General features: G+C 49.0%; 11 protein-coding genes and 1 tRNA gene. 2 read left to right on the top strand and 10 right to left on the bottom strand.

Features of this window, described 5'->3' with window-relative positions:
• Positions 1 to 117 precede the first annotated feature (117 nt).
• Complete coding sequence (locus HXT47_RS02240) at positions 118 to 1,071, bottom strand: ORF6N domain-containing protein (protein WP_421789209.1); 954 nt, start codon at positions 1,069 to 1,071, stop codon at positions 118 to 120.
• A gap of 650 nt (positions 1,072 to 1,721) precedes the next feature.
• On the opposite strand from HXT47_RS02240, the gene HXT47_RS02235 reads away from it, so the two are divergent.
• Entirely contained in the window at positions 1,722 to 1,997 is a 276-nt protein-coding gene (locus tag HXT47_RS02235) for a type II toxin-antitoxin system RelB/DinJ family antitoxin (protein ID WP_174182636.1), read from the top strand.
• A gap of 17 nt (positions 1,998 to 2,014) precedes the next feature.
• Positions 2,015 to 2,278, top strand: coding sequence for a Txe/YoeB family addiction module toxin (locus HXT47_RS02230; protein ID WP_080550925.1), 264 nt, complete (start codon positions 2,015 to 2,017; stop codon positions 2,276 to 2,278).
• A 29-nt stretch (positions 2,279 to 2,307) separates the two neighbouring features.
• Here HXT47_RS02230 and HXT47_RS02225 read toward each other — a convergent pair.
• The 9 genes from HXT47_RS02225 to HXT47_RS02185 form a co-directional block, all read right to left on the bottom strand.
• Positions 2,308 to 2,380: transfer RNA gene (locus HXT47_RS02225), tRNA-Arg, on the bottom strand.
• A gap of 450 nt (positions 2,381 to 2,830) precedes the next feature.
• Positions 2,831 to 5,584: an ATP-binding cassette domain-containing protein gene (locus HXT47_RS02220; RefSeq protein WP_421789207.1), complete on the bottom strand. Its 2,754-nt coding sequence runs from the start codon at positions 5,582 to 5,584 to the stop codon at positions 2,831 to 2,833.
• A 54-nt stretch (positions 5,585 to 5,638) separates the two neighbouring features.
• Positions 5,639 to 6,247 carry an ECF transporter S component gene (locus HXT47_RS02215; protein ID WP_004105192.1) on the bottom strand — a complete coding sequence of 203 codons (609 nt, stop codon included), beginning with the start codon at positions 6,245 to 6,247 and terminating at the stop codon, positions 5,639 to 5,641.
• 785 nt (positions 6,248 to 7,032) lie between these two features.
• Positions 7,033 to 7,806 carry a DUF4191 domain-containing protein gene (locus HXT47_RS02210; protein WP_032835341.1) on the bottom strand — a complete coding sequence of 258 codons (774 nt, stop codon included), beginning with the start codon at positions 7,804 to 7,806 and terminating at the stop codon, positions 7,033 to 7,035.
• 153 nt (positions 7,807 to 7,959) lie between these two features.
• Entirely contained in the window at positions 7,960 to 8,598 is a 639-nt protein-coding gene (locus tag HXT47_RS02205; RefSeq protein ID WP_004105197.1) for a DUF3043 domain-containing protein, read from the bottom strand.
• A gap of 158 nt (positions 8,599 to 8,756) precedes the next feature.
• The gene (locus tag HXT47_RS02200) at positions 8,757 to 10,124 is read right to left on the bottom strand and encodes a dipeptidase (protein WP_421789205.1); all 1,368 of its coding nucleotides are present in this window, start codon (positions 10,122 to 10,124) and stop codon (positions 8,757 to 8,759) included.
• A 249-nt stretch (positions 10,125 to 10,373) separates the two neighbouring features.
• Positions 10,374 to 10,922, bottom strand: coding sequence for a low molecular weight protein-tyrosine-phosphatase (locus HXT47_RS02195; RefSeq protein WP_421789203.1), 549 nt, complete (start codon positions 10,920 to 10,922; stop codon positions 10,374 to 10,376).
• 49 nt (positions 10,923 to 10,971) lie between these two features.
• Positions 10,972 to 11,616: a dihydrofolate reductase gene (locus HXT47_RS02190; protein ID WP_410294764.1), complete on the bottom strand. Its 645-nt coding sequence runs from the start codon at positions 11,614 to 11,616 to the stop codon at positions 10,972 to 10,974.
• A gap of 77 nt (positions 11,617 to 11,693) precedes the next feature.
• Positions 11,694 to 12,566 (bottom strand): thymidylate synthase, encoded by an 873-nt coding sequence (locus HXT47_RS02185; RefSeq protein ID WP_004105202.1) that lies wholly within the window; start codon positions 12,564 to 12,566, stop codon positions 11,694 to 11,696.
• Between the last annotated feature and the right edge of the window lie 100 nt (positions 12,567 to 12,666).

Below are 12,666 nucleotides of genomic sequence, written 5' to 3'. Positions count from 1 at the left end.
ACCACACAAACCTGCCCTGCCTTCGTCTTTATTGACGAAGGCAGACCTCGCTTGCATTGAAAGCACACCGTGCTTTCAACTTTGAGCAAGCTCAGCGCTCCGAATTACCTTTGCGCGCTACGCTTTAAGCGCAAAAGTAGGTCGTCGCGCACAAACGTAAACAGCCTCATCAGCCGTCCCATAATCTATAACCACATACCTATCGTGATACTTTCTGCCAGCAGTCTTAAACTTCAAATCAACACCAGGATAATCGCTTACAAAATCTCCCAACATGCTTTCCGTAAGCATATTCTTATTCCTAGAATTATCACTAAAAACTACTATTCCCACCCCTTCACCAGCAAACCGCAATAGTTCCAAAGTTTTAAGACCAATATAATTATCAACAACGTAAATGCTTTTCTTAGCTGACTCATATATTTTGCAATACGCAAGATCCGCTTCTATTTTATTGCCGTCCATAAGAAGAAAATGCTTATACGAATCTGGATTAATAAAATTATCCATTACCTTATTAAAATCTTCCTTCGTTGCCATTTGAGATTTTATTTCCGCTATATCTTTAGTATTCTGATTCGTTTGAATCGCCAACTGCGCTAACTCATTCGCGCCAATAAAATCCCTGTTTTCAACAATAAAATCCCTGTTTTCAACAATAAAATCCTTCATTTGCTTAAAGGTTCTAACTAATGCCCTACTCTGTTTAACAGCAAGATCACCTCTTAACACAGTCATGAGCATATAAATACCCTGCTCCGTAAAAGCATAAGGCAAATATCGAGAGCCACCCCAACTTGAGGTGAAATTTTTGCACCTCAAGTTTTTGAACTCGTCAGCAGTTAGCCGAAACATAAAATCTTCGCCCTCAAACTTTTCAATATTATTCTTAATCTGTCTATTGAAATTTTTCGTTTCATACCCATATATTTCAGCAAGCTCAAAATCAAGCATAACTTTTTGATTGCGAATGTTATAGATCTTCTCTTTTATTGTTTCAGCGTCTATAAGCGCTTTAGCTGGCACACTTTTAGCGTCCGCGATAATTAAATTTTTATTCCCCTCTACCATAAAACCCCTCCTAAAAATGTACGTAAAACCTAGCGCAGTGCAACAAAAACGTAACTTCTAACACAAGATCCATAAATCACAAGCAACACTGCAAAATCACAGAAACAAATCACAGAAACAAATCACTAAGTTACTAAAATCACGCAAATCACATATAAACGCATCGTTTAAACGCATCAGCGCATATACAACTATTCTACAAAACAGTACAGGAAAAGCAACGAGTAGACAGGCACGACCGAAACGACTCAGGCGTGCGCAGTTTATGTTACCTACGCACCAAAAAACGACAGAAACTGTGCAACCGCGTAAAATAAATGTCGCGAAATGACGGAATTGCGACAGAAACTGTGCAGCCGCGCGCTACGCTCCAAGCGAAAAGGCAGGTCGTGTCGCTCGCGCAGATTAGCCGCGTTCACGTCCTCGCTTGCGTTGAAAGCACACCGTGCTTTCAACCCTAAGCAAGCTCGGCGCTCCGAGTTGCTTTCGCGCGCTAAATCGCAGCGCTCAGGCAGGTCGTCGCGCGCTAAAATCATCAATAATTGCTTGCATAATTAATGATATTTACGTTACATTATATAGAATTATTGTATACTTATATGAGAGTATGAGAAAAAGTACAAAATTCACCATAGACATAGGAGTCCAAAATGACTACAGCAACAAAAGATATAGTAAACGTGAACTTTCGAGCAAAGAAAGAAGACAAACTCAACGCGGAACGAGTTTGCAAGGAGCTCGGAATCTCTATGAGCGCCGCGCTGAACGTGTTTATTAAAACTATTGGTCGCGAAAAGAGGATACCGCTAGATTTTTCGCTAGATCCGTTTTACGAACCGTCAAATCAAGCATATTTGAAATCGCAGATTGACGGTGTGAGAAATGGAACCATCAAGCTCGAAGAGCACAATCTAATAATGGATTAGGACGTAGGGTTCAAACAATGAGAAAGATTGCTTGGACTCCAGATGCCTGGAACGACTATCTCTATTGGGAAAGCGATAATAAAACTCGCAAAAAGCTCAACAATATTATTAAAGAGATTATGCGGAATCCAATAGACGGAAAAGGTAAGCCTGAACCACTCAAAGGAAACTATTCCGGTTGCTGGAGTAGACGAGTAAACGATAAGGATAGAATCGTTTACTCATTTACAGATGACTCGATTATAATCTACGCCTGCAGAGGCCACTACGACGATAAGTAGGGAAAGTAGGGAAAGTAGAAAATCAAAAGTGGGCTTAATGGGGTTCGAACCCACGACCTTCTGCTCCGGAGGCAGACGCTCTATCCACTGAGCTACAAGCCCGCAACTCGAGAAAGTATACACGCTAGTGAGGATGCGCGACGACCTGCCTGAGCGCAGCATTGCGCGCGCGAAGGCAATTCGGAGCGCCGAGCTTGCTCAGGGTTGAAAGCACAGTGTGCTTTCAACGCAAGCGAGGTCTGCCTGCGGCTTTATTACGAAGGCAGGGCAGGTTAGTATGGTTGTGCTTTAGAAATTAAATTGTGACTGGGGATGCGAAGCAAAAAGCGGCAGAAACTTTACAGCGGTGTAAAGGAAAGGTCGGCTACGCACGAAAAAACGGCAAAAACTGTGCAGCCATGTAAAATAAATGTCGCCTACGCGCCAAAAAACGGCAGAAATTTTACAGGCACGCACAGTTTATGCCGCCTGTGCAGCAAAAAACGGCAGAAATTTTACAGGCGCGCACAGTTTATGCCGCATACGCACCAAAAACTCACACGCGCACAGCCATCACGCGCCACCGAGGAAGGCGAAGGTGCCGAAATAAAGCGCAGCCGCAACAGCAACCGACGGCACAATCGCGCACACAGCAAAAATCCACCAGTCGCGCGCACGCACACGACTCACCCTAGCGTGCGAACGCGCACCAACTCCCCCAAAACCGCGCGCTTCCATAGCAGTGGCGAGCGTCGTCGAACGTCGAATCGAAAGCACAAGCAGCGCAAACGACTGCGGGAAGAACGCCCTCACGCGATGCTCATCACCCAAACCGCGCGAACGCCTCGACGCAGTCAGTGCCGCCCAATCATCCTGCAGCACGCCAAACAGCCTAATTCCAGCCAAACCGCCGTACACGAATCGATCCGGCAAATGCAACACCTGGCTGAAAGCATCTGCCAAATCCGTAGCATCAAGCCCAATCACCATCACAATCGACGGCACGCCAATCGCCAAAATCCTAAGCGAAGTTGCAACAGCCAGCATAGCCGAACGATCCGTAGCATGCATCAGCCACCACTGGAACCAAGTATTTCCGCCACTTTTGCCGTATAGTAACACAGTGAGCGCGGAAGTCGGCGCGCCCACCCACACAGGCCACGAAAGGCGAATCACACGCCATGGCGGAAGCTTAATGCACGCAAAAATCACAAATTCCAGCAGCAACGCAACCGAAGCAGAAACGCAATCAAGCGTAAAAAGTAGCGGAATCGAAGCCGCGAACGCTCCAAAAATGCGAAATACTGGATTAATTGACGCAAGAAGTGGCGATTTGCTGGAAAGTTTCGCTTCCTCGTCGCGATTGTTTACTGCGCTCACTTTGATACGCGAAATGTCTGTTGCGCCGGTAGTTGCGGAAAGCGCTTCGGAAGATTTCGCTTCGGAAGCACTCGCTTCAGCAGCACTCATTTCAGCAGCTTCAGCTTTCGCATCCGGCACAAGCTCAACCAAGCGCGCACCCAACGCCTCAACCAGCTCACGGTCGTGCGTCACCACAATAATGCTCACACCCTCGCTACGAAGGCTTGCAATCAAGCGAATAATTTGCAACCAAGTTTTGCGGTCCTGCCCAAAAGTCGGCTCGTCCAAAATCAGCACACGCGGAGCCGCAGCAAGCGACGCTGCCACAGTCAGACGACGCTTTTCACCTCCCGAAAGCGTGTACGGATTCGCCTTCGCGTAACGAGCCAGACGGAATCGCTTCAGCAACTCCTGAGCCTTCGCGCGCGCCTCATCCGCCGAAACACCCGTGCGAAGCGGCCCCAACATAACCTCATCCAACACCGAACCACACGCAAACTGATGCTCCGGATTCTGAAAAACGTACGAAATGCGCTTCGCCAAATCAGGCGACTTCCACTTCATTGGATCCGTGCCATTCGCGCCTTGAGCAAGAGCATCACTCGCCACTACCTCGCCGCTTACTGCCGGCAAAAGACCAGCCAAAGTGAGCGAAAGCGTTGATTTTCCAGCACCATTCGCGCCGACCAAAGCCGTAATCTGCCCTGCTTTAAACTCAAGATTGATGTGACGCGCAATCGGCTCGCTTCTATGGCTGATTGCGAGGTCCTTCGTGGAAAGTAGCACTTCTCCGTAGCCTTCTGCTGGATTGTAGTTTTCGTAATATTTTTCAGAAGATTCTGCATTTGTGGAAGAATTACTTACGGAAGAATTACTTGCGGAAGAATTTTCAGGAGATTCCGCATTTGCGGAAGATTTTTCGGAAGACTTTGCGTTGTGCTTGTAACGCTCAGGAAGCCAGATTCCCAGATCCTCAAAGTCCAAATCAGTGCGATTAAACACCTCGTCTGGCGTGCCGTCCGCCACAATCACCGTGCGCGAAGAAGCCGCGCGCGCAATATCGTCGTCGTGAACGGTTTCGCTATGAACGGTTTCGCCGTTCGCATCTTTTCCGTTCGCAGCTTCATCATTCTCAAGCCCAAGCACAACCACGCGGTCAATCATGTCAATCCATGGCTCCGCGTGATGCTCCACAAGCACCATCGTGGCATGCGTCGAATCCAAAACCGCGCGCACAGCACCAACAATCTGCTGCGTGCCATCCGGATCCAAATTCGCAGTCGGCTCGTCCAAAAGCAGCACACTCGGCTGCATAGCGAGCGCGCCAGCAAGCGCCAAACGCTGCATCTGACCGCCACTTAAATGCGAAGTTGAGCGATGCAATTGCAAGCCATCCAACCCAACTTCTTTAAGACTTTTGCGCACGCGATCCCAAATCTCACCGCGCGGAACGTTCATATTTTCCGGACCAAACGCAACGTTATCCCCCAAACGCTGGAAAATCGCCTGTGCATCCGGATCTTGCAAAACCAAACCAACGCGACCGCGCGCACGTCGAACCGGCACGCCGTCAACCAAAACGCAACCCTCGCTCACACCACCATCGGCATCTTCGACGAGAGTGGTTTGCTGGGATTTTGCGCCATCTTCGCTATTTTCTACGCTATTTTTCGCCACAAAATCATTGCCAATAAGACCTGCCGCGCCGCTTAAAATCGTGGATTTACCGATGCCTGATGCACCAAGCAGCAACACGCGCTGCCCCGCCTTAATTGTGAGGTCCAACCCGCGCACAGCAAAAGCGCGACGGGAAGCATGACGATAACCCCAATGCTCAAACCGAAGTTCAGCGTTATTAGCTTTGCTAGCTTTATTAGCGTTATTAGCGCTGCTGTCACTATTGCAATCGCTTGAAGCTGATGGAAGGAAAGTTTCAGATTCTTGCGATTTAACAGCATCAGGCATAGTAAATCCTTTATGGCAATGATAGATTTTTAATTTTTGCGAATACGTTATTCGCTATTTTTCGCGTATTTCGCGACCGGACGCAAACTGATCCAACGCGCCGGTCTTAGCGATTCCCACATACAAGAACCACATTAAAACACCAGCAAACACAATTCCGGAAACCACTGTGCTGGCGAAGTATGGAAGACCATACTTGCCGAATACGCTAACAGCCTGCAACTTACCGAGGAAGGTGTAACCCCAGCAACCAATGCCAGTCAATGCGCCGGAAAGAATCATTGTGTTCAAATTCCACTTCTTGTAAGCGAAAATAATGAACGCAATTTCAGCAAACAGACCCTGAACCACTGCAATAGCGAAGGTTTCAGCACCACCCCACTGATTGCCCATCAAAGCTTCGAGCACGCCAGCTACGACTTCAGCGTAAATAGCAGCACCCGGCTTACGCACGATTACTGCGGCCAAAGGAGCAGCGAAGAGCCAAAGACCGTTAATAAGACCTGCAAAACCTGGAAGAATGCTGTTTAGCGCAGTCCATGGAACCTCACTAAAAATGGCAACAACCCAATAAATAAAAGCAGAAACAACGCCAATTACGGAAGCAACTGCGATGTCTGCAACACGCCACTGCATGTTGGACTGATAATTTTCTTCTGACATAAAAATGTGCCTTTCTTGTTACGTGTTGCAATGCGTTACATTGTGCGCAATGCAATATTTTGCGTTACATGTGTACATTACGATGCTGTGCGTCAAACGCGTTACATTGCGATGCGTTACATGCAATACTTTGCGTTACAAAGAAACCTTGCAACACCTCTCCAGGCACGGGAAAAACAGACCTCCGTGCGCCGGTATTACCCGGATTCACGTTCAAGCGGTTTTCTCTCAGCTCTGAATGTTCACGCTTACATAAGCGAGAACACAGAGCACCCGTGTCGATTGACGATTGTACGGCAGCGCGTAGACGCCAACCCTCCAAACGCGGGCGCGACGACATGCTTGAGCGCAGCACAGCGCGCGCGAAAGCAACTCGGAGCGCCGAGCTTGCTCAGGGTTGAAAGCACGGTGTGCTTTCAACGCAAGCGAGGTCTGCCTTCGTCTCGATTGACGAAGGCAGGGCAGGTTTGCATGGTAGTTTATTGGGAATTCAGTTGTGTTTTGTGCGCGCGACGACATGCTTGAGCGCAGCACAGCGCGCGCAATCACCCATCTGCACCAGTAACGAAAAACGACAGAAACTTTACGCGCGTGTAAAATAAAGGTCGCTTGCGCACCAAAAAACGGCAGAAACTTTACAACCGCGTACAGTTTATGCCGCCTGCGCGCGCAATCCCGGCAGAAACTGTGCAGCTGTGTACAGAAAATGTCGAAATCTCATCAAAAAGCGACAGTTCCTTCACATTTACGTAAAGTAACTGTCGCCAATCCGTCGCAAGAATAATTTACTTACCGCGCATTGCACGACGGCTGATGCGCTGCGGACGCGTTGGATCGATGCCCTTCGGAATGCCAAATCCACTCTTGCTTTGCAACGTGCGCAAACGCTCATTCAAAATCGCAAGCTCCGTCTTAGTAAGGAAGAATCGGCGGTTCGGATGAATTTTATCAAACAACGCAAACTTGTGCTTCACAGGCTGTAACGTCTTCGAGCGCAACACCTTTCCGCGCAATTCTTTAAGCTTCACCTGATTTTCGCCATTACCAACAGCAATACGGTATACAGGTATATTAGATCCGGCAGTAACGCTTTTAATAGCGTGCTCCTGTCGATCCATAGCATGCATTAAACGCTCGTAATTACCCTCACCAACGAGGAAAATTCCGTTAAAACCAGTGCCTCTCCAAAGCGCATCCTTCGTGCGCGCATCCACCCACACAGGCTGCTGCGGAAAAGTAAAACCGCCCTTATTAATCGCAGAAATAATGCCGGCAGCTGCACCCGGACGACCTTCCAACTTTGCGTAACCAACTTTATCTGCACGCTTCGTAAGCACAACAGTAAACAGCAGCAGACCAAGCATCACCGCTGTAATAAGCATCATAATCCACATCAAAATGGACCAACGAGATGCAATTCCAAGAATTACAGCAACCAAAATCGGCGCAGCAAACGCGCAAGACAACCACAGAGGCAGCTGCTTATCGTCAGAATGCGTGTACTTATAAATACGTATGATCTGCGAGAACATGCCCTGCTTTTTCTTAGTCTGCTTCATGCCTTGCGTCGCACCCTTCGACGCGCCTTGCGATTTGCTTTGTGCTTTATCTTGTGCCATGCGTTTACCCCATAATATTCGCGTTATTTTGAGTATCCCAAATAATAATAGTAGCTTGTGCAAATATTAATAAATTTGCACTTATTTCTGCACTTACTTCGGCCAGTTACCACGCTTTGCGCTACTCGGCTTAGGCAAACGCCAGCGACGAAGCTGCATAGCGCGGCTGAATGCGTACATGCCGGAACGCGACTTGCGCGACACAGCCACATCACCAAAACGACGAATCAGCTCCTTACGCAACTTACGCCACATAACAAACATGTCAATTACAGATGCAAACAAATACGCGTACAAGAACACTGCAAAAACAAAATAAACAATCACAAACTTAGATAGCGCAAACAAGCAAATCATAATCAGCACTGCAACTGGTATGAAAAACTCGCCAATATTAATTCGAGCATCCACGTAATCGCGAATATACACACGCCACGGAAGCTGCTCAATTTTTGGCATATGCGCCAAATCGCCAGTGCGCATTGCGTTGTATTGCAAATTCTCAGATTCGCGAAGACGAGCACGCGCGCGTTTTGCGCTTTCCTTGCGATCTGCTGGTACTAGTGGGCGAAGCTTTTGCGCCTGAGCAGCGTTGCGCTTAGGAGTCGGCGCGTTTTTTTCGCGAGATTTCGTCGCTACAGACGATTCTGCATCCGCTACTTTCTTTTGCAACGAAGGAGTAGACGCGCCCTCATTATTGGCAGTTTTCTTTGCAAATGGATTCCATGTCATGTTTGCAGATTACTCAACAGACTAGACGCATGCAGACGCGGAGGAAACGGCAGAAACTTTACGCGCGTGTAAAGAAAAAGTCGGCTACGCAGCAAAAAGCGGCAGAAACTTTACAGCGTTGCAAAGTTTATGCCGCCTGCGCGCAAAATTAGCCAGAATTACTCGCCCAATCGATCCAAAAGCAGTGCTTCCGTCACAATATTTCCGCGCAAACCAGAAAGCGAAATCGACTCGTTCGGGCTGTGCGCATTGGACTTAGGATCTTCCGGACCCGTCACCAGCACCTGCGCCTTCGGGAAGATGCGCTGAAGCTCCGGAATAAACGGAATCGAACCACCCTCGCCCTTATTTACCGGCTCCACGCCGAAAGCATCGCGCATAGAAGCGAGCGCATCTTTCGTTGCAACAGCATCCGGATCCATTGCCCAACCCATGCCATTATCAATCGGCTCTGCAGTAACTTCTGCACCAAAAGGCGCATGAGATACCAAGAAGTCGCACAAAGCTTTTTGCGCTTCTTCCGGACGCTGCGAAGGCGCGGTACGAAGCGAAAGACGCAACTTAGTTTCGTGCGCAATCACATTAAAACTGCCCTCAACTGGGTGCGCGTCCATGCCAATTACCGTCAGGCTCGGCTTCGTCCACATGCGTGCGGCGAGCGAACCAGTGCCGGCAAGCTTATAAGAATCGACTACGGAAGCGTCGGCACGCACTTGCGCTTCGTCCAGATCGCGCTGCAAACCGCCAACTGGCTCCTCTGCTTCAATTCCAGGAACTGCCAAGTCGCCAGCCTCGTTGTAAAGCGAGGTAATAAGCATGGAAGCGAGCGTGTAAGCGTCCAAAATTGGGCCGCCGAACTGGCCGGAATGTACTTGATGGCCGAGCACTTTAACCTTTACGTCCACGTCGGTATTTCCGCGCAAACTCGTTGTGAGGCTTGGGATTTCGGCGGACCAGTTGCCGGAGTCAGCAACGATAATTACGTCGGATTCGAACTCGTCTTTATGTGATTCGATGAACGGGATGAAGCTTGGCGAGCCCATCTCTTCTTCGCCTTCGATGAAAACTTTAATATTTACGCGCAAATCGTCGCTCAGTGCGCGCAAAGCTCCGTAGTGAATTGCGATTCCGCCGCCGTCGTCGGCTGAGCCGCGTCCATAGAGGCGACCGTCGCGCTCTGTGCCTTCAAATGGGTTAGTTTCCCACTCGGATGGATCTGGAACTGGCTGCACATCATGATGCGCGTAGAGCAAAACCGTTGGCGCGCTTGGGTTTACGATGCGCGAGCCGACCACTTCGAAAGCTCCTGGAGTGCCGTCCGGATTCGTGGACTGCTCGACGCGCGCGTCAATACCAACCTCACGCAATACCCCAGCCACGTATTGCGCGGACTTGCGCATATGCTCGCCAGCAATGCCCTTAGCCGACACCGCAGCCAGCGAAATCTTCTTATTCAGCACGGAAACTACGTCATTCCAGGCGTTTTGCACGCGAGCGCGCACGTCTTCGACAGCCAAATCTGCCATAAATCCTCCCAACTAAAAGTAACAGAGCGGTAATTGATGCCTGTAAAACTATACCTACAAATTTAAACTATATTCGCAAACGTGAGAAAACGCTCGCGCTATAAGCGTTCGCTTACGAAACTCGCATTGGAAGTCCACTGGACTTTCAAGCGCACAAACGACCGTTACTTTACACGCACGTAAAGTTTCTGCCGCTTTTTGGCGCGCAAACGACATAAACTGCGCGCGGCTGTAAAGTTTCTGCCGCTTTCAAGCCCTCTCAATGCGCGTGGCAACCCAATCGACGATATAAGGCGCGCACTGCTCAACCTGATCCATCGCAACCTCAAATTCGCGAGGACCTCCGTACCACGGATCAGCCAAGTCGAGCAACATCTCGCGACCAGGCTGCGGCTTAGGAAGCGACGGATCAAACGCGCGGTACATGTGCACAAGTTCACGCTTTTGCGGCGGCAACAAACGCAAAAGCGAGCGCATATGCGAAGCTGTCATAGGCAAAAACAGGTTCGTTTCCGCAATCTCATCCGCTTCAATTCGATGCGCAAAATGCGACGCAGGAAGCCTGTATCCGCGCTTAGTTAATTCCCTTTGCGCGCGGCGGTCAATCGGATTTCCGTACTCTTCGTCGCTTACACCGCTGGAACGCACAGCGACGACGTCGCCCAATCCCCTCAATTGAAACTCGTTGCGCAACACAATTTCCGCCATTGGCGAGCGGCAAATATTACCTGTGCAAACCGTCATAACAGTGTATGGGTGACGTGCGTCTACCTTGATTTTGCTTGATTCTTCAGTCATGCTTCCTCGTTTATTTTGCTGTCTCGTTTACTTTGCGATTTCTCGTTTACTAAGCAGGCTCATATACCATAAACCGGTATCGTGCAGGATTGCTTTCGCTACCAACTTTTAGCGGCGCTTCCTCAAACTCGCCTTCGCGCGCAACATGCCATTTTCCTGCATCAACTAATGCATGAATATTCGGAGCAAATGTGTCCGCTGCAACTTTCGCATCAATTTGCGTTACGTAAGCTGCGTCTGCGTGATAATTCGCAAGCATTTCGCGCAAAATCGCAGCTCCGCCAATAACCCAGATTGCTGGGCCATCTTGAGGCGAGTTTTGAGATACGTTTTGAGATACGCTTTCCTGACTTTCCAGCACTTCCCTATTTTCCAGCCATTCGCGCGCGTAATCCAAAGCCGCGTCAATGCTAGTAAAACTACGCGCTCCATCTGCTACAAAATCAGGATTATGCGTAACAACAATATTTTCGCGACCCGGAAGCGGACGGAATTTCGGAGGCGTCGCATCCCATGTACCGCGACCCATAATCACAGGGCAGCCGATAGTCATCGTCTTAAAATAGCGCAAATCCGGCGAAAGTCGCCACGGCATGCCTCCGTTTACGCCCATAGCGCCGGGCTTGCCGTCCAAACCAAAAGCCTCGCCCCAAATCAGTCGCACAGGGAAATTATGCGACACGCTGTTTGCCATATACGCACCTCACACGCTAAAACAAGCTAAAAATTAAACTAAATCAAGCAAAATCAAGCAAAATAATTTGCAATCAATCACACCGCAACCGGTGCTTTAATCGTCGGATGATGCTTGTAATCAACCACCTTAAAATCGCTGTAATCGTAATCAAAAATCGAATCCGCCTTACGAATTTCAAGCTGCGGATACGGGTACGGCTCGCGCGAAAGCTGCTCAAGCACCTGCTCAACGTGATTGTCATAAATATGGCAATCGCCGCCCGTCCACACGAACTCGCCCGGCTCAAGACCTGCTTGCTGAGCCATCATCATCGTCAAAAGCGAGTAAGACGCAATGTTAAACGGCACGCCAAGGAACATATCGCAAGAGCGCTGGTAAAGCTGGCACGAAAGCTTGCCGTCAGCAACGTAAAATTGGAAAAGCGAATGGCAAGGCGGCAACGCCATATGCTCAACTTCCGCAGGATTCCAAGCGCTAACAATCATGCGACGAGAATCCGGGTGATTCTTCATAAGATCCAGCACGTTTGCGATTTGGTCGATTGTGCGGTTTGGATTTTCCGCTGTCGGCGCCGGCCAACTCCTCCACTGCACTCCGTAAACAGGACCCAAGTCGCCGTTTTCGTCCGCCCACTCGTCCCAAATGTGAACGCCATTTTCCTGCAACCAACGCACGTTACTCGAGCCTTTAAGGAACCAAAGCAACTCGTACGCAAGTCCTTTGAAAAACACGGTTTTCGTGGTGATAAGCGGGAAATATTTGCTAATGTCGAAGCGGATTTGCTGACCAAAAAGCGAAATCGTACCAGTGCCTGTGCGATCTGATTTTAGAGTGCCTTCCGTAAGGATTTTTCGCACTAAATCCTCGTAAGGAGTTGGGATGCTGGAAAGCGGTTTTTGTGGTACGCGCGCGCGAATTGCTGCAAGTTCTTCTTCTGTTAAAGCCATGCTGCCATGTTAACAAAGCGCTAATAAATTTAAAGAATTGCGCTCGTAAAACCATATGTCTACCACGCAAAACGCTAGATTCGACAATTGAGCACAAAGT

The sequence above is a fragment of the Gardnerella sp. DNF01205 genome, from assembly GCF_049244135.1.
Classification (GTDB): domain Bacteria; phylum Actinomycetota; class Actinomycetes; order Actinomycetales; family Bifidobacteriaceae; genus Bifidobacterium; species Bifidobacterium leopoldii.
This window is presented reverse-complemented; position numbering and strand designations above follow the sequence as displayed.

Bases quoted from the DNA above. Each gene is read 5' to 3' on its own strand.
- HXT47_RS02240 (WP_421789209.1), bottom strand. From the start codon at position 1,071: ATGGTAGAGGGGAATAAAAATTTAATTATCGCGGACGCTAAAAGTGTG.
- HXT47_RS02235 (WP_174182636.1), top strand. From the start codon at position 1,722: ATGACTACAGCAACAAAAGATATAGTAAACGTGAACTTTCGAGCAAAG.
- HXT47_RS02230 (WP_080550925.1), top strand. From the start codon at position 2,015: ATGAGAAAGATTGCTTGGACTCCAGATGCCTGGAACGACTATCTCTAT.
- HXT47_RS02220 (WP_421789207.1), bottom strand. From the start codon at position 5,584: ATGCCTGATGCTGTTAAATCGCAAGAATCTGAAACTTTCCTTCCATCA.
- HXT47_RS02215 (WP_004105192.1), bottom strand. From the start codon at position 6,247: ATGTCAGAAGAAAATTATCAGTCCAACATGCAGTGGCGTGTTGCAGAC.
- HXT47_RS02210 (WP_032835341.1), bottom strand. From the start codon at position 7,806: ATGAAGCAGACTAAGAAAAAGCAGGGCATGTTCTCGCAGATCATACGT.
- HXT47_RS02205 (WP_004105197.1), bottom strand. From the start codon at position 8,598: ATGACATGGAATCCATTTGCAAAGAAAACTGCCAATAATGAGGGCGCG.
- HXT47_RS02200 (WP_421789205.1), bottom strand. From the start codon at position 10,124: ATGGCAGATTTGGCTGTCGAAGACGTGCGCGCTCGCGTGCAAAACGCC.
- HXT47_RS02195 (WP_421789203.1), bottom strand. From the start codon at position 10,922: ATGACTGAAGAATCAAGCAAAATCAAGGTAGACGCACGTCACCCATAC.
- HXT47_RS02190 (WP_410294764.1), bottom strand. From the start codon at position 11,616: ATGGCAAACAGCGTGTCGCATAATTTCCCTGTGCGACTGATTTGGGGC.
- HXT47_RS02185 (WP_004105202.1), bottom strand. From the start codon at position 12,566: ATGGCTTTAACAGAAGAAGAACTTGCAGCAATTCGCGCGCGCGTACCA.